This is a genomic window from Ktedonosporobacter rubrisoli (assembly GCF_004208415.1).
GTDB lineage: Bacteria > Chloroflexota > Ktedonobacteria > Ktedonobacterales > Ktedonobacteraceae > Ktedonosporobacter > Ktedonosporobacter rubrisoli.
Genome location: NZ_CP035758.1, coordinates 1,413,345 through 1,435,982, shown reverse-complemented (window position 1 = coordinate 1,435,982; position 22,638 = coordinate 1,413,345). Strand labels below are relative to the sequence as shown.

The following is a 22,638-nucleotide window of genomic DNA, read 5'->3' as shown; positions in this document are numbered from 1 at the left end:
ACATGAGAGCGAGAAGCAGGGACCTGGCTTCTCCGTCTCATGCACAGATGCATCGCTTCTCTCAGAGGCAGCTCGCCTTCCAGCAGGTTGAACGGAGAGAGCCGAACCCATTGCTTCAATCGTCGATGGCCTGGTAGGCCAGGGTCCAGAAATCGCGGAAGAGGTCGAGCGGGTAGAGGCTCTGGGTGAGGACAATGCCAACCAGATCCTCTTTGGGATCACAAAACCAGGAGGTGCCATAGCCGCCATCCCAGCCGTAGCGGCCTGGAACCGCGGCCAGATCGTCCCGCCTGGTTACCACCGAGACTCCAAATCCCCAGCCATTCGTCTCGAAGAAGCCGGAAATCGGAGGAAAGCTGGAGACAGCTTTCTGTGCGGGCGTCAACTGGTCGGTGGTCATCACCTCGACCGAGAGCCGCGAAAGGATGCGTTCGCTACCATGTTTGCCCCCGGAGAGCATCATTTGTCCAAAAGCCAGGTAGTCGTCGAGGGTTGAGACCAGCCCATTAGCCCCAGAAGGGAAGGTGGGAGGGTGGCCCCACTGGCTATCCTGAATGCCGTCAAAGAGTTCGAGGGTCCCGGTCGCAGGGTTAGGGAAGTAGCAGCTTGCCAGTCGGTCGAGCTTGTCAGCCGGCACGCAAAAGCTGGTATCGTGCATCCCAAGTGGCTCGAAGAGCCGCTCGCGCAGGAATGTTTCAAACGGCTGACCAGAGACGCGTGAAATCAGCACACCCAACACGTTGGACCCTACTCCGTAGAGCCACCGCTCCCCGGGTTGATACATGAGCGGAAGCGAGCCCAGGCGGCGTAGCCACTCATCAGGATCGGGCGTTGGCTGGGTTTGGGAGCCTGGTATCATCCCGATCTGCAGCTCCTTGTCAGCCTTTTGAATCGGGTAGTCTCCCCTCGGAGTCAACAGCAGTCCTTAGCCCATGGTAAAGGTGAGCAGGTCGCGCACCGTGATCGGACACTGCGCGGGAACCGTCTCATCGAGTGGGGCGTCGATGCGCCGCAGTACCTTGCGGTCGGCAAGTTCGGGCAACCATTTCTGGGCTGCATCGGAGAGGCGCAGTTTGCCTTCCTCTACAAGAATCATCGTTGCTGCTGCTGTGATGGGCTTGCTCATTGAGGCGATGCGGAAGATCGTGTCGCGTTGCACTGGGTCTGGAGCATCGAGCGACATGTGTCCCATGGCATCAACGTGGGCCTCGCCGTGTCGGCTCACCAGCGTGACGATGCCAGGCACTTCGCCGCGCTCCACATAGCCCGTCATGCTCCTGTGGAGACGCACGAGCCGCTCCCTGGATAACCCTCCAGTTTTCATCGTTTCTTTCCTCCTTGTCAGTATGATCCTGACTTGCCAGGGTTTGTAGCCGGGTGAGCAATTGCACATCAAGCTTGCACTGATGTGTGGCTTCTCTCCCGGGTAGACTCCCTAATGCCCTCCTTAAAAGAAATATCGCGGTAATTTGCTTGTAAATCGCAAGTGTTCACAACAAGCTATTCTCACGGAGTCAAGCAAAACGGAAAAGCTGGTGCAGATAGAGCCGCAATGCTACGGTTCCATATCCTTTCCCTTGATACTTGCTATCTACCATCATAGTGTAGCTGTGGTAGCTTTCGTCAGCTTCTGGTTGGAACTGGCACTCTTTGCTCACGCTGAGTATAACCAGAGTCAGGAGTCGAGCACAAGGCGACGAGGAAAAATAGTCAGAACAGGTCGAGATCACGTTCCAAAAATGATCGGGCTGATTTGTTAGTAGTGTTCTTGTTTACGTAAACTGATTCGTGAGGAGTTCCCCCGACAGAAGTAGGTCACGTTGTGCAAGCTTATCAAGGCGAGGCCGGATGATAGAGATAACCGCCTCTAGCGCTCCCCTTGCCTTTGCTGGTAGGGGCCTGGAAGACACCGACTCATATGATGGGGGATACCATTGACAGTAACTGTTGCGAGAAAATGAAAGGACCATACCATTTTTTGCACACATTTCCTTGTTGAAAGACGGGCGAAACCGGGGCGTGTGGCCTGATGGGAGGCATGCATGTGCTTTTCTGCACGAGCCAGAACAGCAAGATAGAAGAAGTCTTGCGGCACCTTCTCATGCTATGATCATGGTGTCCTCGGTGGATGACATCGAGATGCGAAAGAGTCTTTTACGCAAGGAGAACCCAATTTTGCTATCACCATATACCATTGCTATCCCGCAAGCAGACTTAGATGATCTTCAGCTGCGTCTTTCCCATGTTCGCTGGGCCAACGAACTGCCTGATGGAGATTCCAAGTATGGTGTCCCCCTCGCGTCTCTCAAAAGGTTGGTCAAGTACTGGCAGCAAGGGTATGACTGGCGGGTCTGGGAAGCGAAGCTCAATGCCTATCCACAGTTCACCACCACCATCGATGGAGAAAACATTCATTTCCTGCATGTGCGCTCCACTGTCGATGACGCTTTGCCGCTGATCCTGACCCACGGTTGGCCCACCTCAGTATTCGATTACCTCGATCTGCTTGATCCACTCACCGATCCCCGCTCTCATGGAGGCAAGCAGACCCAGGCTTTCCACCTGGTTATCCCCTCGATTCCCGGCTATGGGTTCTCTGGTCCTACACGAGAGAGAGGCTGGGGGAGTTACCGCATTGCCCACGCCTGGGCTGAGCTGATGCGCCGCCTGGGCTATGACCGCTATGGTGCGGCGGGATCTGATGCAGGCTCTGTGATTTCTCCAGAGGTGGGTCGCTACGATCCTGAGCACGTCATTGGTGTGCATGTCACTGAAATTTTCTCTCTGCCTTCAGGCGATCCGACTGAGATGGAAGCTCTTTCCGAGAAGGAAAAAGAACAATGGCAAAAATTTCAATGGTGGGCGGAAAATAAGGGAGTGTACGGTCAGTTGCAGTCCACTGTCCCTCAGACCCTGGCCCACGCCCTGGCCGACTCGCCAGTGGGCCAACTTGCCTGGAACTATCAGATCTATGGAGATGAGGTGAGTGACGATTATATTCTCACCAATGTCATGATCTACTGGCTCACGAATACAGCAGCATCTTCAGCACGCTCTTACTATGAGGATGCCCATAGCGAGCATGTGCCAACGGAACCAACCACCATCCCACTGGGATTGGCTAATTTTGCTGATGTCTATCAGTCGATCCGACTCTTTGCAGAGCGCGATCACAAAAATATCGTCTCCTGGAATTTCTATGACCGAGGCAACCATTTTGCCACCCAGACTGCTCCCGACCTCCTCATCAACGACATTCGGACCTACTTTGAGATGCTACGTGAACGCTCTTAGACACGACGAGAATGGAGAGAGGGGATCACTTCTCTCCAACTTCCCACGACAGCGCTTCTGCTCTGCGCAACCAATGAACATATTTCCCTCACGCTACCCTGCAAATTACACACCAGAGAGGTTATGTGGATTGCAGCCCATCAGTAAAACACTTCTACTCTTCAATATGGTACCGCCCAGATGTGCCTTTCAAAGTGGGTAGGTACCAATTGTCTCCTCTCAACGTTTACTACCAAGCAAGCTTCTATCTCATTTGGTAATCGAGTCGTGCATATTCTGCTTCTCTTTAGTTTCATCACACATTGAGCGTTGGCTCAAGGATTCGCGTCAGCTTCACGAGACGGCAATCTCTTTCCGTTCCGCTGGTTCTATCAGATGATAGACGTGATTGACCGTATGAAGAAATTGTTCCGGTCCATTCATCACCAACCGTTTCACTCGCCCTTGTCCGTCTGTGACGAAGCTGACGACAAAGGGGAGCGATTCTACCTCAAAGGTTGTCAAGTCCATTGGAATGAGTCTTGTGTGTTGCCAAACAACAATGGGACCTCTCAGGGAGAGCAGCCCATTCCCATATTCCACGACGCAGACCTCTTCATGATCGAGGCTCCGATAGGACCCGACGAAACGCTGCAAATCCTTCTGTGAAAGGCTGAGATCATGAGTGAGTGGCACATCCAGGAAATCGGCGGCTTGTTGCTGGGAATGGAGCCTGTTGCTGGCTGTGGTGTCGATCTCGATCTTGCGACCAGGAAAATGCAAGAACGCTCTGTAGATGAGTCGCTGGTAATCCTCCCAGTAGTGGAGGAGTCCGTCAAAGCCCGTGAGATGGTGCTGCTTGCCATAAGGGGATGCCGTTTTTGACTCAATCGCATTCTTCTCTGCTTCCCCGCCTTGTCTCGTAAGCCAACGCTTGAGAGAGGTCAGAGCATCCTCTTGAGAGAGATAGATCAGGCAAGGATCGAGCGCAGCGATGATCTCGTGGACCTGTTCAAGATAGCGATGAAACTCTGTTTCGGGCATCAGAGTAGAAAAGAGCATCCAGGTGAGAGAGCCGAAGAGGCCACTGTCGGCGAGTGCAACCTCTCCTGTCTGCTGAAGCTGATCAGCAAATGATCGCCATCGCTCTAGATACCGGTCGAAGATCATGTGAAACTGTGTAGCTTGAGCCAGAGCGCGGAATTGGAGGAATGAAGTCATGTCATGAAAAGGGGTGAGCGGATGCCACTTGTTGACCTCGTAATACCAGGTAGAGCAGATAGCGGCATGCTTGAGTTGTCGCGCAATGAAATGGGCCATTGTTGACTTGCCTGACCCCGGTAACCCCTCGAAGAAAATCAGGTGTGTGTTCCGCACAATTCGCACTCCTTGCTTGTTTTTTGCACTAACTATGAGGTTACTCTCAGCAGAGTAGCATGAACAGCAGAGGCAGTCAAGCAATAGATAGAGTTGACTGCTAACAGCTAGAAACATTGATTGCTAACTCCTCGTCATGGCATCGAGCACGAATGCGCGGAGGAGAGGAAAGGTGGCCCTCTCTGCTGGCGCTGCCAACCAGACCTCGCCGAGGAGGGTTACAAATCCTGGCAGCCACGATGACCAATAGGCTTCTGGAGCTATTTCAGGGCACGAGCAACCACCAATTCACACAAGGTTTGACGACGGCAAGTATCCCTTGCTCCCCAAAATGAACCTTCAATGGAAAGCGGGATAGACGGGTTGCGTGAGAGGAAGATAGGGCCACCGGAGACGCAGGGCCTGACGTACATCGGTGAGCCAGGCAGCGAGGGACTGCAAGCTGCGGGATTGCTGCGAACAGGTCACGGTGGTAGAGATCGTGTCCAGGAGTTGCCCTCGCCGTGAGAACCCCATTGGCTGGGGTTCGTCGATCTCTTCCAGCTTGGGCAGCCGGGTGGCGCGTACAATCGTCCAGGCCGCACACGCCGCTGTTAACCCCTTCGAGTATCTGTTGGGATCGAGCACTTCGGGGCAGGAGCGACCCATGCGCTCTTTGTAGGCGTCGAGAGCCCTTTGGAGAATCTCTTCAGGCACATGCGACCAGCAGGGACAACCTGGAAAGGGGAAACGAAGAGCGGCAACGTCGAGCAACGCATGGCGAAAGCATGCGTGCTCAAAGTCGAGAAACCGGAGGCCATTTTCGGACCATCGGCAGTTCGCAGGGCTGGTGTCTCCATTGGAGAACGCGAGATAGGGGCCGGGCTCAGCCAGGAGACGAAGGAGCTCATCGACATCTTCCTCGGCACCCACACTCGGAGGGAGGTAGGGACGAGAGGCAGTGATCTCTTGGAGCCGTCGAAATGCCCCGCGAATATCAATGCCAAGGATGCTGACTCGATCAAAAGCAGGATCAACCAGACCAAATCTGTTCCTCACGTGATAGTACGACGCGGCATGACCAATGGTCGTTGCATGCATCTGCCCCAAAATTGTCGCAAAGGCGATCAGCCCTTGCTCAGCCCTCCAAGCATCATGACCCACGAGCAGATCTTCCAGAGCTGGGCCAGTCCCCAGGTCCTCCAGAATGAGTATCCCCTCCTCATGGGAAGCCGCAAGGAGGCGTGGGCAAGCTTCACTCTCGATCCTGGTTAAGAAATCCAAAGCGACAGCTTCGTTGTGGAACCGCTCGGATTCGCTGCGGAAATGTTTTGCCGGATGGCGAGCTTTGACAATGACTGAAGCAGGCAGGAGAGCAGTCTCGGCAGCGATGGTGCATCGAGCCACCCAAGGCCAAGGGGACGTCATCCCGAACTGGGCCGACCAACCCTCGGTGATGGGCTCTGTCTTCACCAGGCGGACGCGGGTTCCCACAGATGTACTCAACAGGTGTGTGACCCGTTGGAGGAAGGTGTCTGAAAGGCTCACGGCTTACTCCTCTTCCTTCTCGTCTCTGACTTTCGCGTCTTCCAACAAAGACAACTGGATCGGCTTCGGCCTTTCCGTGCGTTTCCTGCGGGGCGCATAGTCTTTGCAAGCTGCCAAAGGGTGTCGTCTAATTCCCAGAATTGTCCTTGTGGAGAACGGTAGGGCGTTTCAAAGCGTTTCGCCTCTGGAACCGTCTTGAAGTGGGTTTTATCTGGTTGATAGCGAACCGTATACTGGGCCAAAGGTGTCTCTCGGTATTCTACGGTGAGTGCATTCCCATGGACCCAAATGACCGCAGGATGGCGAGCCAGTGTTCCTTCCCCATACAGCTTCCAGCGCCGAAAGTGCGCGTAGCCGAGCCGATCTAAGCGCCGCAGATGTCGGGTTGCGTAAAAAATGCGATGCAACTGCTCTCTTGTGCGCAGTTTCTCGGTCTCCTCTCCCAGCACCTCCGCAGGCGGCATCCGATGGTCGTCTCGCTTGCGGTGCGCGAAGTCGCGGCTGAACATTGTAGTTAGTGACAAAACGCTCATGGGCGAGTTTTGCACCTTGCCAACTCGTGATCTGTTCAAAATGCACCTGACTCATCCTTCTCATCACGTTGAAGTGGGTTTCCACAAGATTTTGCCAGCTTTGACGCTTATGGATATATTCCTTCTCAATATTCAGAGCTTCACAAATCACGAGTAACTGCTTTGCCCGAAATACTCCACCGTTATCGGTGATGAGTTTTTTCGGAGCACCAAACCGCTCAATCGCGGCATAGAGCACAATCAACACACAAGAGAGATCCTGGCTTTGAAAGATATCGCGGGATCGAATGGCTCGCGAGAAGGCATCCATGATTGTGATCACGTAAAACGAGCCTTTGATCTCGGGAATGCGATGCTTTTCAAGGTAGCGGATATCCAAGCACCAGCGCTCATGACGAATCAGCGACTTGAATGGATGGGGCTTGGGTTTATGCGGTTCCCCTGGCTTCGGCTTGATCCCATAGAACCGACGATTCTCCGCCATGATCCGCCCACAAGTGCGAGGAGAGCAGGAAATGCCTAACTGCTTGAGCGCGGCATACATTCTGAATTCGCCAAGCAGGGGATTCTCTTCTTGCTTTTTGCGAATGAGATTGCGTGTGGGTAAGTCTACGCCTGGTTTGCTGGTATTAACATGGGGCTTGTCAGCCAACCCCAATACGCCTTCCTCGACCCATCGTTTGAGAATATCGTAAATGGTGGGGCGAGAGACGTCTAAATCGCGTGCAATTGTCGAGATGCTCCAGCCTTGTGCGTGGAGGCGAATCACGGCCTGACGGCGCTCCTGGGGGGTAACAATCTCCGCATAGCGGGCGAATTGCCGCCCTGTCCGCTGGGGCGGAGGGCCATACGTGAGCACGGCTTTGACAGTATGATGCGAGGGCCGACGCCCGTTAAATTGGATCGCGCAAATCGCGGCGATCTCTCTATCCGTGAAATCAGCGTACTCAGCTTTCAGATCGACGATCAGTTGACGCATGGCAACGGGAAGCGAGCGATGGTGGTCCTCGCGCTGCTCTTTCGTGGGCCGGAAGAGGCTAATGATACCGTGTGTATCAAAGGCGTCAGCAGCACGGCCCAGGCTCCGTGCCGCCAAGCCCGTTTCTTCTGCCCGTTCTGTTGGTAGAGTGCCGAATAGCACTACTGGTTTAATTCCTTCATACAAACGTTGTTCTGGAGTTCGACACCATTGTTTGAGCAGATGGTAGTTATCCGTCCGCTCTCGGCGTTCTCGCTTGGCTTGTGGCATTCCTGCAACTCCCGCGCATGATCGGCAAAGGAGACGAGACTGGAGCCATCCTTTGCCCTCTCGATGATCTTCTTGTTATGCTACGGGAAAAGGCCGACCATGACAAGCATTTCGCCACAACGTAGGACAATTTTACCTCTCGGATGGCTCCAGAAGTCTATTGGTCATCGTGGCTGCCAAGATATGTAAGCCCTCCTCGCCGAGGTGTGCAAGCCCATTTCTGCCAGAACCATCTACGAGGAATGTGGTCTGACCTATGCCTCCTTTCGCCGTAATCCAGAGGCACTACTTCTGTACCAGCAGCACAGCACCTTCCTCAAGCGTGAACGCAAGCGCACCAGAACAGCATGTCCAGACACCGTTTCACCATGTGATCCCCTCCTGGCCTACAAAAAGCCTGATCTCGTGGCCCGCCTACGGCAAGCACAGGCTCGCTGCGCCGAACTAGAAACCCAACATACAACCATCCTTGCCGACTATGTTCAAAAGGATGTGAGAATTGCCGAGTTGGAGGCAGAACTGGCTCGGTATCGTGAGTACTTCGAGAGCCTACGTCTGCAGGTACAACAGAAGGAGCATGGCGGCTAGCTGGCCGGTGTTCTCCACCTGAAGCATGAGTTACACGCGCACGAGAAAGCCATTCACCTGTTGACAAAGAAAAGAGCGCTGTGATACCGTAGGTCCGTGTGAGCGTCTTTGTTCCTCATGAGTGCATATCTTCTTGGAGGTACGATTCATCCATGTTCGCCTGATTCATCATGGTTCTGAAATCTGAAGCATGTTTTTTGCTGCCGCCTCAGTTGAGGAAGGCAGTATGTTTGGATGCCTATGCGAGACATCCTCTCGCAGACACGAGCCATGATGAGAACGACGAAAGAGAGAAGCATTCGATGAATCTTCCTGCCACCTATGAGTATTATGCTGTGATTCCTCACAGAACACAGCCTGCCGTGCTCCTGCTGCATACCGAAAACGGATGGTCCCTCCCTTGTTGGCAGACGACAGAACGCCACTTTTGGCAAACCTGCGATCATATCAATCAAACCATTCAAGACCTGCTGGCGCTGCGCGTCATTACCTTGCGCTGTTTGTTCATCAACCAAGATACGGGAAGCGGACATTTTATCAGAGTCTATGAATTTGAGAACCGAGATGCGCAATGGCGCCCTCCTGTCAATGGTTCTTGGATTGGATTCTCTGAGTTCAAGACACTCCCGCTGACCCATCAGATGCAAAGAGCAGTGCTTGAGGCTTGGTTCACAGAACAAATGGAGGGCATTCCGACAACTCGACGCGCTTGGGCGCGAACTGGTTGGTTTGATGAAACGGCACGTTGGATTGTCGAGATACTTCAGGGACAGGCTATTGAGGTAAGTGAGGCAGTGCAACAGGTCCGTACCTGGGAGCGTTCGTGCCTCTTGCGAGTAGCAACCACATATGGACAGGTCTATTGCAAAGCCGTTCCAGCCATGTTTGCCCACGAACTTCCACTGACTCAACATTTGGATGTCCACTGGCCTTCCCACGCTCCTTCGGTGCTTGCGGTGAATCGCCAACAGAGCCTCTTACTGCTGCGCAATTTCGGTGGGCCGAAACTCGGCGAACGAGGGATCTTTGCCTGGTGGGAAGAGGCAGTGCATACCTTCGCCATGCTTCAGCGAGAGACGGTAACGCACGCAGATTCTCTGATTGCAATGGGATGCCCTACTCGTACGCTTGATGACTTGATAGAGGATATCAGAGCCTTGCTGGCTGACACTGAGACCCTCTTTGTCGGGGGCAAAGGTCTCACCAACTCAGAGATTGCTGCGTTGCGCCCTCATCTGTCACACTTTCTGAACCTTTGCCAGGAGTTGAAAACCTATCAGATCCCCTACGCATTGGAACATGGTGATTTCGGCCCTGCGAACGTGGCCTGGGTTGAACAGAGGCCACTATTTTTCGATTGGTCAGATAGCTCAGTCGCCCATCCCTTTTTCAGTCTGTGCCTCTTTCCTGAAGAAATGGAAATCTCCTTCCCTGACACGTCTGATTGGCAAATGCGCCAACGGTCTGCTTACTTGAGACCATGGGTGTGCTATGAGTCGTTGGAGCGTTTAACCCGAGCATTCGAAATTGCCCAACGTCTTGCGCCTTTGCATCACGCAAGCCGATATCATCGTTTTATCTTGCCCCACATGGAAGCAAAGTGGGAAATGACATTGATGATTCCCGCCTACCTGCGTTGCCTGCTGTAAACAGGGAAGAGCATATGCCGTTTCAGATCGCAGTTCTTGTGGTCTGAAACGGTATTTCTTGAGGAAACACTATCGAAGCCACGACAGGTGGGCATGAATGTCATTGGCAGATGTGTGCCATGCCACCATCAAAGCTGACTAAGTATGAATTTGAGCACCAATATCAGCAAGATCTGTCGCGACTGTTCCAAGCGTCCCTCGACCTGCTCAAGAGCATCGTTGCTGGCACATAACCACGCATGTGCGTCAATCCGCGTGATTCTGCGGAACCGGTCCACTCTTGGTGAAAGTTCAGGAAGAGCCGCTCTTTTGCTTTCTTTCCCATGTGCAGACAAAAGGGGAGCAATAGTCAGAGTATAAATCCCAGGATGAGCTGGGAGACAATTGGATGAATTCTGCGAGAGGTTCTTCCTTGTCTAGAGGGGACACCTCCCGCAGAATTCTACAGATTCGGGTTCACTTAATTCAAGAAGTTGCAAACTACATGGGCATCATTGCTACACAGCTTTTTCAAAGGGCTGCGAATCATGACAATTCTAAATTCAGCCCAGAAGAGTTTGAAGTATTCGAGGAAATGACGCCGCTTCTTGAAACACTCACTTATGGATCTGAGGAATACAAGCAGGCCCTAGCCAAAATGCAACCAGCACTTGACCATCATTACCGAGAAAACAATCATCATCCTGAATATTATGAGGATGGCATCAAAGGTATATCTCTTATCGATCTCATTGAGATGGTATGTGACTGGATGGCAACAACAAAGCGTGTTCAAAACGGTGATATCTATACCTCACTGGAGATCAATAAAAAGCGATTTGGCATAGATGATCAATTGGCAAAAATCCTTGAAAATACAAATGTAATTTTGGTAGGGTCGTCCCTTCTTGATTTCCCTTTTCTCAATGCCGAGCTGCTCACATGCCCATCGTGTATCGTGAGAGGTAAAGATGGTGCCATTATTTGAAACAAGTGCCTCTGGCACACCGAAATGTCTGATTGCATCATACAGGACCGCAAAGAAAGCCAGGTTATCTTGTTTTTGGGAAATGGCAGAAGCCAAGATAGCTCGCGAAAAGTTTTCTAGCATACTAATGCAGTAAACCATGCCTCCACCTAAGCGGTGCATATCCAGGTAACGCACGTCAACAGACCAGAATTGATGTCTCCGCTCGGCTCTAAATGGCATCTCAGCCTTTGGCTTGCGTAGTACTTGGAGGTGATACAGCTTTCTGTTGATTGAGAGATACCGCCCACAGGAGGCACGCGAGAGTTTGATGCCCATCTGTTCTAATGCAGCGCTGACTCAGTATGCGCCAATATCAGGATTTTCTGAGAGCTTCTTGATTTCTTGAATGGTTGAGATATCAGCTTTTCTGGGTCGTTTCCTTGCACGTGACTTGTCAGGCATCCCTGCAAACTGCTCTTCAGCGAACCGTCTGAGAATATCGTGGACGGTTGTTCTACTCACGTTCAGATACTCAGCAATTGATTTGGCATTCCACCCATCTACGTGCAATCTGATAACGGTTCGTCGTCGCGTCTCTCCATCCTCGATCTCTGAGTAGCGTGGGTGGCGGCGCTCTGTAGTTGTAGGTTTCGGATCAGATGTCAGGATCAGCTTAACGGTTGCAGGAGCAGGCTTACGATTGAACTTGACGAAACAAATCGTTGCAATTTCATGAGGATGGAAGGCCGGATATTGAGCGTGTAGATCGATGATTTCCTGCCTAATATCAGGAGGGAGTGAGCGTTTAGTTACCTTTGGGACCGGAGGCGGTGGTTCTGCTGGTAGCAGAGAAGCCATTCCAGCCTGATCGAAAAGATTGGCACGATAGTAGATGGTCCGAGGTCAATAGGTGTCGTTACCTATCATGTGAGTCGGAGTGGCCTGGAAGATGTTGTGCCAGGCAGAAGCATCATGGAGCAAGTTTGATGCTCAGCTCAGGTGAGCCTGGTCACGACTCATCCTGAGCTGAGCATCGCAACTCTAAGCAAACGAGCTGAGAAATCTCATTATACGTTAAGAATCTCTTTAGTGATGGTGGCGAGGCGTGCCGCTAACTCGGGCGAAAAGAGCTCAGAGTGAATATCCAGTTCTTCGTCAAGGTGAAACGCGCTCAAGGGCTGCTCAGGCGGATTGTCAAGCAAGCTAACGATTGGAGGCACGACAGCAGTTGCAGGTTTGGCGAGTACCTTCTGGCGCTCAAGATGCGCTGCTGTCTGCGCATCATATTCTCCTGCAAAGCTTGTAGCTGTCGTGCCGGGATGAAATAGAACATATCTGACCGGACCATGGCCGTGGCGTTCGGCGAATGTGACTCCGAGGAGATCGTTAAGCCGTCCCGGTAGGAACATCGCTCTCACCCCATCATATTCCCTGGCGCTCTGCAGATCGTCCCAGGTTATTGGCGTGTCGTGACCAGGACCGGCCACATTGATGATAACTGGATGCTCTGCCCTTTCAAGTAAGCTGAGCAGCCCATAGCTGAACAGGGTACGACTCAGATAGAAGAGCGCGAAGTTATGTTCGAAGCCTTCTGAGGTCACATTACGAAACATGCGCATATAACGCGCGCACATGACAAGACCGTCAATTTTCGGATAGCTCTCGATCAGTTCAGCGATGACCTGTTTGGTATTGGCTACCAGGCTCAGATCTGTCTGAATGAAGGAAGCACTCCCTGGCGTGCTTGCGGCTTTTCGTACAAGTTGCTCTCCCTTCTGCGCATCTCTGCCGATAATAACAACATGTTCACCCCTCAAGAAGAGAGCTCGCGTGACGGCCGCCCCGATTCCATCGGTAGCGCCAGTAATCACAAATGTTTTTGCCATAATAAAGCTTCCTTGTTCCTTACTTTTTAGATTTTGCACTCATTCTTTTTCAACTGGGATCTGTGCTTCACTTACATAAAGCTGTCTATCGTTTTGTACGTAATACACCTCGCGGCATGGCTGGGAGGACGAGATAGTATAGCCGTTTTGCTCGATCCAGCTACCAAGATCGACGAGACCTGTGCATATGCCCTGCAGTTGGCATTGATGCATGACGCTTGCCAGCATGCGGGTTGCTGGCAACTCGCGAATGCTCAAATCTCCATCCGCCGGTATCCTCTCTACAAGAGGGCAGCCCACCTCTACTTCAAAGATTTCATCAGCGTTATTCGTGCAGATACATGCGCCCCGCCAGAGCAGTATATGCGGGAGCATGCCAGGCTCAGAGAGGCCATACCGCGCAAGATGGCGATCTAATTCCGCAAAGAAGAAAGGTAAATTGGCAAAGGGGAGGTTTGTACGAATCGGCAGCGTGGCTACCAACTGCGCCTTGCCACTCTTCAGCGTGACCTCATGTTTTCCCAGATTGTCAGCCTCATGCTCCATGAGACGCAGGCGTTCCTCAATCCGGGCAAGACGGATATTTTCCTGCTCGATAAGGGACCGTATCTCCATCTGTTTGAGGCGTAACATGCCGCGCACTTCAGCCAATGGTATCTGCTCATCGAGCGCCTGCCGAATCTGTTCTAGCGTCAAGCCGAGATCCTTGTAGGCAAGAATCCGGTTGAGCGGAAATAGCTGCTCGGCGCTATAGTAGCGATAGCCGTTCAAGGGATCTATATAGGCCGGCTTGAGCAGACCAATCTGGTCGTAGTAGCGCAAAGTTTTCATGGGGGTCTGGCTGAGCTTAGAAAACTCGCTGATCTTAAACATCGCCTCTCCTTATCAATCGAGTACCTTTTTTTCTTCGTCTCAATCATATACTTTCCAGTACACTGGAAAGTCAAGGGGGCGATGTTATGCGCAAAAATGTCTGTTTAAATCGCCCTTTTAATTAGAGTGAGCGCTTATATCTAAGACGTCCTCGTGTCATGAGAAGGAGAAGTACCGCTAGCAGAGCGAGCCCTATTGTAAAGAGATACTTCAATATACCATCTCCAATTGATTTGGGGACGCTTCCTAGAAACAACCACACGGGACTGGTATTATTCACTGTATGCAATATTATCACCATTAAAAGGCTTCCGCGCGTTCCATTAAACACCCATGTGAAGAGAATTGCCAGCGGAATGCAGAATATCACGAACAGAAAAAAGGCAAGCAGTTTGCTCCCGATATCTGCCCCTGCTCCGTTATATCCAGGAACAAACAGAAAAAGAGGCAGATGCCACATTCCCCAGAATCCTCCCAGGATAACCGTTCCAACCAGCGGTCCATATCGCTGTTGCAGGAGAGGCAATGCAAAGCCACGCCAACCCACTTCCTCTGCAAGCGGTCCAAAGAGCAGCAGAGTCAGTATAAAGAGAGGGATATAGGTGAGAGCAGCGGTGTATGTTGGCATCTGCAAAGCGGCTTTGGCTGCAGGGATGAGTAATATACATAGGAGCATGAGCGCTGGCAAACTGCCAAAGACTACCAGATACCAGCGCCAGCCAGTTCGCCAATAAAGACAACGTTGTGCTATATTACGTATGCCTGTTCGTCCTGATGTCATTATGGTAAGAAAGATGGCAGTGAGTGTTGGTCCATATCCTCCAGGAACCAGATAGTACATCGGAAGTTTAAGTATCCCAAAGATCAGTAATTCATAGATCCAGGTAAAGCTGAGAGTAATGCCAAAGAACCAGACAACAGGATGCCTTTTCATACTCTCGACAAGTCTCGATTGGTCCAAAGTGTTTTCTTTTGTGCTCATTTGTCTCTTGTCCATGCTTTCTTTGCTTCAATTAAGTTAAAGAGGATGGAGGGTCTACAGTCTCAGCAGTCTTCTCGCTGGCTTTGCTCATCTGGGAAATCATCACCAGTGAGAGGTGCCGTCGCCGCCGCTCTGGCGCTGGCTGCTTTTGGGACCATGGACGCAAAAATGCCTTGAATGCCTCTGCAAACTGAGCAAACTCTTCATCGGTCAGTTCCAGCGGAATGGTCTGGCAGCCTGCGTCAGTTGGCGTGCTGGCATCTCGGTGTTCCAGGTAGTGGGCGAATTCACCTAGCAGTCCGCTCACAAAGACCTGAAAATACTGCATTAGCTCCTCTGAGGATGCCTGCCTCATCTCTTCTTCCCCCAGCGTCGTTGATCCCTGAACAAGCGTGTAGGTTTTTTCATTCAGCGTTCCCCGCACTTGTCGTTCCTCAACCACACGCAGCAGACCAGCTTTGGTCAACAGACCTAGATGGTGATATAGCGTGGTTGTAGCAATATCTGGGAGTTCTTCCGCAAGTTGCCGGGCTGTCAAAGCCCGTTGGTGAAGCTTCAGGATAATGTGCATCCGGACTGGATGCAAGATCAGTTCTGCTTTTTTCATTATCACACTTCATTTCAGAATTTTGAAACGTTACTATTTATTAAAATACCATAGAATTCGGTATAACGCAAGGCTTCCCCTCTCCTGCAGGGCTATTTAGTTTTTAGAGAAGCAGGAGCACCCTGTCCGGGGCATGAGGCGTGCCCCATTTTCCCTTCTTCTTGGGCGCGTGGGTGGGGCAAAACAGGAAAATTAAATGGCCCTGTCTCCTGCTTGTCTTTCCATCCATTCTTGAGCGTGATGACTGTTGTTTATATGGATTGCGCTCGCTCCTGGCTTTAAGATCTGCTGATTCTACAGCTCTTCCATGCACCCAACATTGCGTTGAATGTGGAAACTTCTAAGAGAACGGTAGCGAGCAGCAAGCAGGCAAAATGTTTAGAAAGTAATGTGTCTCTTGCCGCCTTCAGAGACTGACAAGAGGCCTTGCCGCGCCGCTCGCCACAAGAGCGCGATGTCCAGCCCGTGCCTGAGAGAAACAAGACACGCCAGGGCATATATCCCCTGGCGTATCAAAGATCTCAGCAGAGATAAGGAGACATATTTCATAGAATGAGATATTATCTGCTCACTCGACTCTAATCCTGGGAGATTGGCAGTGCAGATGTCCTTCTAACATCATCAGTAAATGGCGGAGGCGCTGTTGTGTTGCTGGCCGGGGGCTTGCGCTCGTTGAGCAGGAGCAGGCCAATCATGCAACACGCGAGCATTGTTCCGACCAAGCAGGCCGATATGGTCTCGGTAATGAAATGAATACCAATATAGAACTGTAGAAAAGCTCCGATGCATGCTATGACGATCATCAGGATGGCCAGCGGAATTTTGAGAAAACGGATAGGAGTATGTCGCCAGAATAGCCAGGACAGGATAAGCCAGAAGAAGCAAGCGCGTAGCGCCCGTCCGCTAGGATAGCCATGCTGGTCGGAATCAAGATCGAGTACTGCCTGTTGATGTGATGCATCCTGGGCCTGGTCTATCGCGTCCTGCGGCACTTCGGGAATTTTCCACCACATGCCCAGCGCTGTGGCGATCCTTGTGGAGGTTGGCGAGTAGTCTAGCTGAGGGCAGCCAAGCTTGCTCATTGCTGTGCGCATGCCGTCAGGATAGGATTGCGCTAGCGAATATTTACCGCTGATTTCGATGGCGAAGCCTACCAATAGGAGTAAGAAGAGAAAGATTAACACGCGCTTGCGGTATTTTAGGAATATGAAGGATAGGCCGAGCAAGAAGAAGCAAAACAGGCTAAGCAAGGCTTCGCCAGTATTTCTCCAGACGCGCAAAGTGCAATCGATACGGCTCAAGGGACGCAGTAATAGCCATTGTTCTATCTGGATAGTTGAGGTATTGAGCGATCCGCTTACAAAGGCAATTGTATAGGCCAGAAATAGCAGAAAGAGTAACAGGGCCAGGGAAAACCATATATATGCCGCTGGTCGGCGTTTCCATAGAGTTGCCATCGTGCTCCTTAATCTTCTTAAATCATTCTTTTATACATAGTAGTGTGTGCAGCGCAAGTAAATTTTTGCACTACCTGTGCTTTGTTGCCTGTGAGCAAGCTCGTTTCAGCATAGGGAGCTTGCTCACAGTGCTTATGAGATTAGCCGGTATGTGTCTATATACGCAAGCCAGTTTCTGTGCTTACCTCCCTTTTGGGAATACGTGTGAAGTATGGGCAAGTAGCACTATCCTGATTTTTATAGTATATTTGCCACGAATGAGGGAGGCATGAAAGAATAGATTATATCCTCTGGCAATGTTTTTCTTTGCGTCCCGTATGAAATTCCTATCATCGACGCCAGGCAGAAGAATGGCAATAAAAAGGAGTTTTGCTATGACTGATGGGGTTAGCCGTGAGCCGGCACGTGATCCTCAAGATTTAGAGCGGCTTTTGGTTTCTCGTGAAAGGGCGGGAGACATCGATGGTATGGTTGCTCTTTATGAGCCCCAGGCCGTTCTTGACTGCGGTGATGGGCAGTTGCTGGTAGGGAGGGAGGCCATCCGAGCGTTTTATGCCGAACAGGTGGCAAGGGGCCAGAAATTTGACTTTGGAGAACAACGCGCAGCTATGATCAGTGGAGGCCTGGCGCTCACTTCAACCCGCCTGCCTGATGGCAGCGTGACCGCTGAGGTCGCTCGCCAGCAAGGCGACGGGACGTGGCTATGGGTCATCGATAGGTTCTCTGTTATATAGCTTGATCCTGGGCGGCAGATCTGCTACATCAATACCCTTTGGTTGGCTGATGTACCCGATCTGCAGATGCATATTTTTCCCGCAGCAGAGACCGCCAGTTTCCAGGCGGTAACGGCGGCATGAAAGGATAAACTTCCCCTGAATTTCCTATAGCCATGTAAGAAGAAGCCTTATGACACTGATTTCATGGTCAGGGGGAGAATTTTCTACTCATAAATTGGAATAAGCGGTGAGCGGGGAGGATGGGTAAAAATACTTGAATTGGTCTATTGCCGTGCAATGAGCGTTTGCGTATACTATCATTAGTGCGTGCCGAATAGGCAACATAGGGAAAAGAAATATGTCAGGAGAAATGCTTTCGTCCCCGCGCCAGTTTCGGGCTGCCTGGGTGGCTACTGTCACGAATATCGATTGGCCCTCTCAACCGGGATTGCCAGTTGATACGCAAAAGCAACAATTTCTTGCTCTGCTGGCTCTGCTACAGAGCCTGAATATGAACGCGCTCATTGTGCAGGTGAAGCCCACGGCTGATGCCTTCTATCAATCCCGCTACTGGCCCTGGTCTGAATATCTTACGGGCGAACAGGGGAGAGCACCGGGCTATGATCCTCTTGCGTTTATCGTTGAGGAGGCTCATAAACGAACTATGGAACTTCATGCCTGGTTCAATCCCTATCGCGTAAGTTTGCACGATAAGCTAGACGCTCTCTCTGCGCATAATCCTGCGCGACAGCATGCCGATTGGGTTGTGAGCTATGGCGGAAAACTGTTCTTTGATCCAGGGATTCCCGCGGCTCGCAAATTCATCGTGACAAGCATACTTGAAGTTGTGAGCAACTATGATATCGATGCTGTACATCTCGATGACTATTTCTATCCATATCGGGTGGCTGGTCAGGATTTTCCTGACGATGCTACTTATCAGCGCTATGGTAAGGCTGCCTATGCCAGTAAGGATGATTGGAGGCGTGCGAATGTCAATCAGTTGATTGCCGAGCTAGCGCAGGCGATCAAGCATGCAAAGAGCCAGGTAAAGTTCGGGGTTAGCCCGTTTGGGGTTTGGCGGAATCGTTCGGTCGATCCTTCCGGCTCCGATACGTCTGCTAGCCAGACTGATTACGACGATTTGTATGCTGATACGCGCGCCTGGTTACAGCACAATTGGTTGGATTATATCGTGCCCCAGATCTACTGGCCGCGCGGCTTTGCTCCTGCTGCCTATGATAAGCTCGTGCCCTGGTGGGCTAATGAGGTGGCTGGCAAACCTGTTAATCTTTATATTGGACAGGCGGCTTACCGTATCAATACAGAGCCCGGCGCCTGGGCCGATCCCGCTGAGTTGCCTGCTCAACTGCGCTACAATGCGCGCTTCAAAGAAGTGCAGGGCAGTGTCTTTTTCAGCATGAAATCCTTGCAAGCCAATCCGCTAGGCTTTACTGATAGCTTGCGCCAGGATTTTTATCAGGCTAAGGCACTGGTTCCAGCTATGCCCTGGCTATCCCACCAGGCCTTGCGCCCGGTTTTCCTCAAGCCGGCAAGACAAGTAGCCCAGGGCGTAGAGCTGGATTGGTCCGATGCACCTCCTAATCCCGCCAGAGCTTATGCGCTCTATCGCGGCGAGGGTCAGAACATCAAGTTTAGCTCTGAGGCGCAAGCCCCGCTGGCCGTTGTACACCGCCAGGGTCACAGCGAGCATCAGCGCTTTCTCGATACAACCGCTGCACGAGGCAAGACCTATACATATGCTGTGGCCGCACTCGATCGTTTGAGCAACGAAAGCGCGCTGAGTGCGCTGCAAACAATCACGCTAAGTTAGCTGCACTGATCATTTTGCTATTTATTCCCAGGTTCTGCCTTGATTGATCTGTTCTTTCGCGCGGAAAGCTTGCTCAAGGTCAACCTGGAAATAGTTGGCAAGATCCAGCAGATAGCTGAGCACATCGGCAAACTCTTCTTCAAGCTCTAGATGCTTTTGCCGGGCCTTTTCCTGGTAGAGTCCCTGCTTCTTGCGCATGGCTTTCGCTAGTTCGCCAACCTCTTCGCTAAACAGCAAGAACTTTTCTGCATAACCATCTTTGGTCCAGCCGCGCTCTTTACAGATCTCGTCCATATAGCGCTGTAGTTCTGGCAGGCTGGGATGGGCAGGTAGATCAGCCATAGTTACTTCCCTTTCTATCGTGTATGACGCTTCCCTTGTTCCCCAGGGTACGGCGAAAAGTGCTTAAAAATGTGTGCGCAGTTCCGTGAAGGCAGATAGCGTCAATAGTTGTCCTCTTCCATTATTCAATACTTCCTCATGCTCTAAACGCCATGTGTGAGGATGAGGGATAAAGACTGCATTGAGTCCGGCAGCCAGGGCAGGATTGATATCGGAGCGAGGGGAGTTGCCGATCATCCAGCTCGCTTGTGGATCAATGCGCAGTTCCTCGACAACCTGTCGATAGGCCGCAATATCTTTTTCTTGCACGATGACCACTTGCCTGAAGTAGTGTTCAATGCCCGAGCGCTCTACCTTTAATTTCTGCTCTTCCACATCTCCTTTGGTCAGAAGTACAAGATCGTGACGAGGGGATAGGTAGTCGAGGGTCTCTTTGACGCCGGCGAGCAATTGCAAGGGTTGGGAGCGAATCCGCTCTCCGAACCCACGTATCTGCTCGATATCTTCCTCTTGCTGATCTTTTTCGGTCAGGCGTCGATAGGTTTCAAGCAGGCTTTTGGTAAAGTTTACCGAGCCATAGCCCATCAAGCGTTCTACTTCATCAAGTACCGCGCGTACCTCTTCATGCGAGAGCTGAGAATGATTAAGAAATGTAATAAAGTCGTGAGTGGCTTGCTCAAAATAGATATTGTTCTCCCAGAGGGTATCGTCAGCATCTATTAAGAGATGGTAGTGCATGGTTTATACTCCTGTAGTGGATGCTCGAATTACTAGCTCAAGCGGGACGATGCTTCGCGCGGGAACAGGCTTCCTTTCCAGGGCGGCAAGGAGCAGCAGGAAGGCTTGCTCTCCAATGGCTCTGGCCGGAATCGCTACTGTAGTTAATTCAGGGTCAAGCTGGCTGGCAATGATACTATCGTCGAAGCCAACAATAGACAGATCCTCCGGAATGGCATAATGCAGGTCGCGGGCAGCTTTATATGCCCCTACGGCCAGCACGTCGCTGTCACATACAATGGCGGATGGCGCGGGCACGGCTTCCAGAAGCTGGCGTGCAGCCTGGCGCGCAGAGGCGATGGTAAAGGCCGCCTGCTCCTGATAGGCCTGGATTATTGGCAAGCCTGCCGCAGAGAGCGCGCCCTGGTAGGCTTTGCGGCGCAGATAAAATGTATCGGCCTCGATCGCGGCACTCAGGTGTGCGATTCTGGTATGTCCCAATTGCAATAGATGGGACATGGCGGCCTGCATGCCCGCTTCGATGTCCAGGAGCAGAGATGGATGGGCCGGGCTCGTCGCATCTACAAGAATGGCCTTACCCTCTAGCGCGGCTGAAATGTCTTCTGTGGGCGGATAGAGCGTGAAGATCAGGAAGCCATCTACCGAGTGCGCTGAGAGGGCGTCGAGTATCGCCTGCCGCCAATCCTGTTCGTCGCGCAGGCTGGTCAGCATCACGGCGTAGCCATGCTGGCGGGCAGCCTGCTCGGCTCCCTGTAGTGCGGCGGCAAAGTAGGGATTGCTGACGTCGGGTACTGCCAGCACAACGAGATGGGAGCGGCCAGAGCGCAGGGTGCGGGCGGCATTATTGGGCCGATAGCCTAATTCTCGCGCGGCCTGCAGGATGGCTTCTTGCGTTCTTTTTCCCACGCGACCCGCAGCTTTCCCGCCAAAGACCAGCGAGACGGCCGCTTGCGATACACCCGCGCGTCGCGCTACATCAACGCTGGTTATTGAGGGTGGCGTCTTGTCTGCTGTCAAAGCCCTTTCTCCTCTCCTTTTGCCAATATACGAGAAGCAAGCCTTCTGCCCGCTTTATTCGCGGCTCATCCTGCCGTTCTGCTTACGCTGGTTGGGGCATTCATAAGAATGCTCTTTACCTCTTCAGCTACCGAGAGCGTTATACGTATAACTCTCTTCTAGAGATAATCATAGCATAGTATGTCAAGTGGTGTGGACTTTATCCTCCGGCAGACATCGACTCATATGATGGAGTGACACATTTTAAAAGTATCCATTGCAATAAAAAATTAACTCGCTTGCAATCTTTTCACGAACGGCTCTCAGAAGGGAAAGAGCAAGCCAGGAGAAGTTTTTGCTGGCTGCCGGGGTTATGTTATTTTTACCTTGTACATGAGGTAAAGATGAGTTCTCTTCAATTTCGCATGCTCCCGGCTCCTCCCGTCCTCAAAAACGATGTCGAGTGCTTGAGGATAGCCCGCTATAGGGGTGAGGAAGCAATCGCCATAAAAGTTGTTCCTGCTGGTGTGCCTGGTCTTGTCTTCCAACATGATAATGGAAATCCTGCCCTTGAACGGATCGTCATGCGTTCGGGGCGCAAGTCCTACCCTCCTTTCTTTCTCTATGGGATAGGAACAGAGCTCAGTGTCATGCATTACAAAAAAGGATCGTTTACGTGTATACAAGTAGTTTTCAAGCTCCACACCTCAATGCGCTTTTCGAGATGAATCCGGCGCGACTTTCCAATGGATGGACCCAGCTTCGGGAATTTGGAGCGGGCGATCTCGATGATCGGCTGCTTAATACCGATGATGAGCAGCAAGGCCTGGCTCGCCTCATCCATTTTTTATCTGCCAGGCTTGAGCAGGTGAACGCGAGAGATCTGTTAGTAGAAGAAACTCTCCGTTTCATCCACAATACCATTAGCTCTCTTCATGTCAAAGACGTGCTCCAGTATGTGCATCTTTCCGAACGGCAGTTTGAAAAACGCTTTACTCAGGCAGTGGGCATTTCACCTCAATCCTATATTCGAGTGAGACATCTCGCCGTATGAGGCTTGAA

At 51.7% G+C, this 22,638-nt stretch carries 19 protein-coding genes and 2 pseudogenes; 7 read left to right on the top strand and 14 right to left on the bottom strand.

The genetic code is table 11. From position 1 onward, the window contains the following. Nucleotides 1-115: 115 nt before the first annotated feature. A pseudogene (locus EPA93_RS49555) lies at nt 116-1,324 on the bottom strand (serine hydrolase domain-containing protein). 815 nt (nt 1,325-2,139) lie between these two features. On the opposite strand from EPA93_RS49555, the gene EPA93_RS06605 reads away from it, so the two are divergent. Next, nucleotides 2,140-3,294, top strand: coding sequence for an epoxide hydrolase family protein (locus tag EPA93_RS06605; protein WP_129886290.1), 1,155 nt, complete (start codon nt 2,140-2,142; stop codon nt 3,292-3,294). A gap of 333 nt (nt 3,295-3,627) precedes the next feature. On the opposite strand, the gene EPA93_RS06600 is transcribed toward EPA93_RS06605, so the two are convergent. The 3 genes from EPA93_RS06600 to EPA93_RS06590 all read right to left on the bottom strand — a co-directional run bounded on the left by EPA93_RS06600 (nt 3,628) and on the right by EPA93_RS06590 (nt 7,959). Continuing rightward, a complete protein-coding gene (locus EPA93_RS06600; protein ID WP_165422920.1) occupies nt 3,628-4,650 on the bottom strand; it encodes a P-loop NTPase family protein in 1,023 nt (340 codons plus the stop codon). 339 nt (nt 4,651-4,989) lie between these two features. Continuing rightward, nucleotides 4,990-6,177, bottom strand: coding sequence for a phosphotransferase (locus EPA93_RS06595; RefSeq protein WP_129886288.1), 1,188 nt, complete (start codon nt 6,175-6,177; stop codon nt 4,990-4,992). A 207-nt stretch (nt 6,178-6,384) separates the two neighbouring features. After that, complete coding sequence (locus EPA93_RS06590) at nt 6,385-7,959, bottom strand: helix-turn-helix domain-containing protein (RefSeq protein ID WP_129886287.1); 1,575 nt, start codon at nt 7,957-7,959, stop codon at nt 6,385-6,387. A gap of 204 nt (nt 7,960-8,163) precedes the next feature. Here EPA93_RS06590 and EPA93_RS06585 point away from each other — a divergent pair, with 204 nt between their 5' ends. From EPA93_RS06585 to EPA93_RS49550, 3 genes and pseudogenes are all read left to right on the top strand, one after another. Next, nucleotides 8,164-8,547 (top strand): hypothetical protein, encoded by a 384-nt coding sequence (locus EPA93_RS06585; protein ID WP_129886286.1) that lies wholly within the window; start codon nt 8,164-8,166, stop codon nt 8,545-8,547. A 302-nt stretch (nt 8,548-8,849) separates the two neighbouring features. Continuing rightward, complete coding sequence (locus EPA93_RS06580) at nt 8,850-10,196, top strand: hypothetical protein (protein ID WP_129886285.1); 1,347 nt, start codon at nt 8,850-8,852, stop codon at nt 10,194-10,196. A gap of 388 nt (nt 10,197-10,584) precedes the next feature. After that, nucleotides 10,585-11,043 (top strand): annotated as a pseudogene (locus EPA93_RS49550) (DUF5662 family protein); the annotation flags it as partial. Here the strand turns inward: EPA93_RS49550 and EPA93_RS50840 are convergent. The 7 genes from EPA93_RS50840 to EPA93_RS06545 form a co-directional block, all read right to left on the bottom strand. Beyond that, complete coding sequence (locus EPA93_RS50840) at nt 10,990-11,325, bottom strand: integrase catalytic domain-containing protein (protein WP_422877918.1); 336 nt, start codon at nt 11,323-11,325, stop codon at nt 10,990-10,992. The pseudogene EPA93_RS49550 and the gene EPA93_RS50840 sit on opposite strands and share 54 nt — an antisense overlap. Before the next feature lie 177 nt (nt 11,326-11,502). Further along, a complete protein-coding gene (locus EPA93_RS06570) occupies nt 11,503-12,003 on the bottom strand; it encodes a helix-turn-helix domain-containing protein (RefSeq protein ID WP_129886283.1) in 501 nt (166 codons plus the stop codon). A 209-nt stretch (nt 12,004-12,212) separates the two neighbouring features. Beyond that, nucleotides 12,213-13,031: an SDR family NAD(P)-dependent oxidoreductase gene (locus EPA93_RS06565; protein WP_129886282.1), complete on the bottom strand. Its 819-nt coding sequence runs from the start codon at nt 13,029-13,031 to the stop codon at nt 12,213-12,215. Nucleotides 13,032-13,070: 39 nt separating this feature from the next. Continuing rightward, nucleotides 13,071-13,904 (bottom strand): MerR family transcriptional regulator, encoded by an 834-nt coding sequence (locus EPA93_RS06560; protein ID WP_129886281.1) that lies wholly within the window; start codon nt 13,902-13,904, stop codon nt 13,071-13,073. A 121-nt stretch (nt 13,905-14,025) separates the two neighbouring features. Next, nucleotides 14,026-14,865, bottom strand: a complete 840-nt coding sequence (locus EPA93_RS06555) for a CPBP family intramembrane glutamic endopeptidase (protein ID WP_165422918.1) — start codon at nt 14,863-14,865, stop codon at nt 14,026-14,028. Nucleotides 14,866-14,917: 52 nt separating this feature from the next. Beyond that, entirely contained in the window at nt 14,918-15,493 is a 576-nt protein-coding gene (locus EPA93_RS06550) for a helix-turn-helix domain-containing protein (protein ID WP_129886279.1), read from the bottom strand. Between the two features lie 578 nt (nt 15,494-16,071). Further along, nucleotides 16,072-16,950 (bottom strand): phosphatase PAP2 family protein, encoded by an 879-nt coding sequence (locus tag EPA93_RS06545; RefSeq protein ID WP_129886278.1) that lies wholly within the window; start codon nt 16,948-16,950, stop codon nt 16,072-16,074. Between the two features lie 374 nt (nt 16,951-17,324). On the opposite strand from EPA93_RS06545, the gene EPA93_RS06540 reads away from it, so the two are divergent. Both EPA93_RS06540 and EPA93_RS06535 read left to right on the top strand, forming a co-directional pair. Beyond that, entirely contained in the window at nt 17,325-17,684 is a 360-nt protein-coding gene (locus EPA93_RS06540; RefSeq protein WP_129886277.1) for a YybH family protein, read from the top strand. A gap of 340 nt (nt 17,685-18,024) precedes the next feature. Continuing rightward, entirely contained in the window at nt 18,025-19,500 is a 1,476-nt protein-coding gene (locus EPA93_RS06535) for a glycoside hydrolase family 10-like protein (RefSeq protein ID WP_129886276.1), read from the top strand. A 21-nt stretch (nt 19,501-19,521) separates the two neighbouring features. Here EPA93_RS06535 and EPA93_RS06530 read toward each other — a convergent pair whose 3' ends face one another. The 3 genes from EPA93_RS06530 to EPA93_RS06520 all read right to left on the bottom strand — a co-directional run bounded on the left by EPA93_RS06530 (nt 19,522) and on the right by EPA93_RS06520 (nt 21,597). Then, nucleotides 19,522-19,842, bottom strand: a complete 321-nt coding sequence (locus EPA93_RS06530; RefSeq protein ID WP_129886275.1) for a MazG nucleotide pyrophosphohydrolase domain-containing protein — start codon at nt 19,840-19,842, stop codon at nt 19,522-19,524. 63 nt (nt 19,843-19,905) lie between these two features. Beyond that, nucleotides 19,906-20,580: an HAD family hydrolase gene (locus tag EPA93_RS06525; protein WP_129886274.1), complete on the bottom strand. Its 675-nt coding sequence runs from the start codon at nt 20,578-20,580 to the stop codon at nt 19,906-19,908. Between the two features lie 3 nt (nt 20,581-20,583). Then, nucleotides 20,584-21,597: a LacI family DNA-binding transcriptional regulator gene (locus tag EPA93_RS06520; RefSeq protein ID WP_129886273.1), complete on the bottom strand. Its 1,014-nt coding sequence runs from the start codon at nt 21,595-21,597 to the stop codon at nt 20,584-20,586. Between the two features lie 655 nt (nt 21,598-22,252). Here EPA93_RS06520 and EPA93_RS06515 point away from each other — a divergent pair. Next, on the top strand, nt 22,253-22,630 hold the full coding sequence (locus EPA93_RS06515; RefSeq protein ID WP_129886272.1) for an AraC family transcriptional regulator: 378 nt from the start codon (nt 22,253-22,255) through the stop codon (nt 22,628-22,630). Nucleotides 22,631-22,638 lie beyond the last annotated feature (8 nt).

What these genes read in the sequence shown, in the direction of transcription:
- EPA93_RS06605 (WP_129886290.1), top strand. Translation starts at nt 2,140, where the DNA reads ATGCGAAAGAGTCTTTTACGCAAGGAGAACCCAATTTTGCTATCACCA.
- EPA93_RS06590 (WP_129886287.1), bottom strand. Translation starts at nt 7,959, where the DNA reads ATGCCACAAGCCAAGCGAGAACGCCGAGAGCGGACGGATAACTACCAT.
- EPA93_RS06580 (WP_129886285.1), top strand. Translation starts at nt 8,850, where the DNA reads ATGAATCTTCCTGCCACCTATGAGTATTATGCTGTGATTCCTCACAGA.
- EPA93_RS50840 (WP_422877918.1), bottom strand. Translation starts at nt 11,325, where the DNA reads ATGCACCGCTTAGGTGGAGGCATGGTTTACTGCATTAGTATGCTAGAA.
- EPA93_RS06570 (WP_129886283.1), bottom strand. Translation starts at nt 12,003, where the DNA reads ATGGCTTCTCTGCTACCAGCAGAACCACCGCCTCCGGTCCCAAAGGTA.
- EPA93_RS06565 (WP_129886282.1), bottom strand. Translation starts at nt 13,031, where the DNA reads ATGGCAAAAACATTTGTGATTACTGGCGCTACCGATGGAATCGGGGCG.
- EPA93_RS06560 (WP_129886281.1), bottom strand. Translation starts at nt 13,904, where the DNA reads ATGTTTAAGATCAGCGAGTTTTCTAAGCTCAGCCAGACCCCCATGAAA.
- EPA93_RS06550 (WP_129886279.1), bottom strand. Translation starts at nt 15,493, where the DNA reads ATGAAAAAAGCAGAACTGATCTTGCATCCAGTCCGGATGCACATTATC.
- EPA93_RS06545 (WP_129886278.1), bottom strand. Translation starts at nt 16,950, where the DNA reads ATGGCAACTCTATGGAAACGCCGACCAGCGGCATATATATGGTTTTCC.
- EPA93_RS06540 (WP_129886277.1), top strand. Translation starts at nt 17,325, where the DNA reads ATGACTGATGGGGTTAGCCGTGAGCCGGCACGTGATCCTCAAGATTTA.
- EPA93_RS06535 (WP_129886276.1), top strand. Translation starts at nt 18,025, where the DNA reads ATGTCAGGAGAAATGCTTTCGTCCCCGCGCCAGTTTCGGGCTGCCTGG.
- EPA93_RS06530 (WP_129886275.1), bottom strand. Translation starts at nt 19,842, where the DNA reads ATGGCTGATCTACCTGCCCATCCCAGCCTGCCAGAACTACAGCGCTAT.
- EPA93_RS06525 (WP_129886274.1), bottom strand. Translation starts at nt 20,580, where the DNA reads ATGCACTACCATCTCTTAATAGATGCTGACGATACCCTCTGGGAGAAC.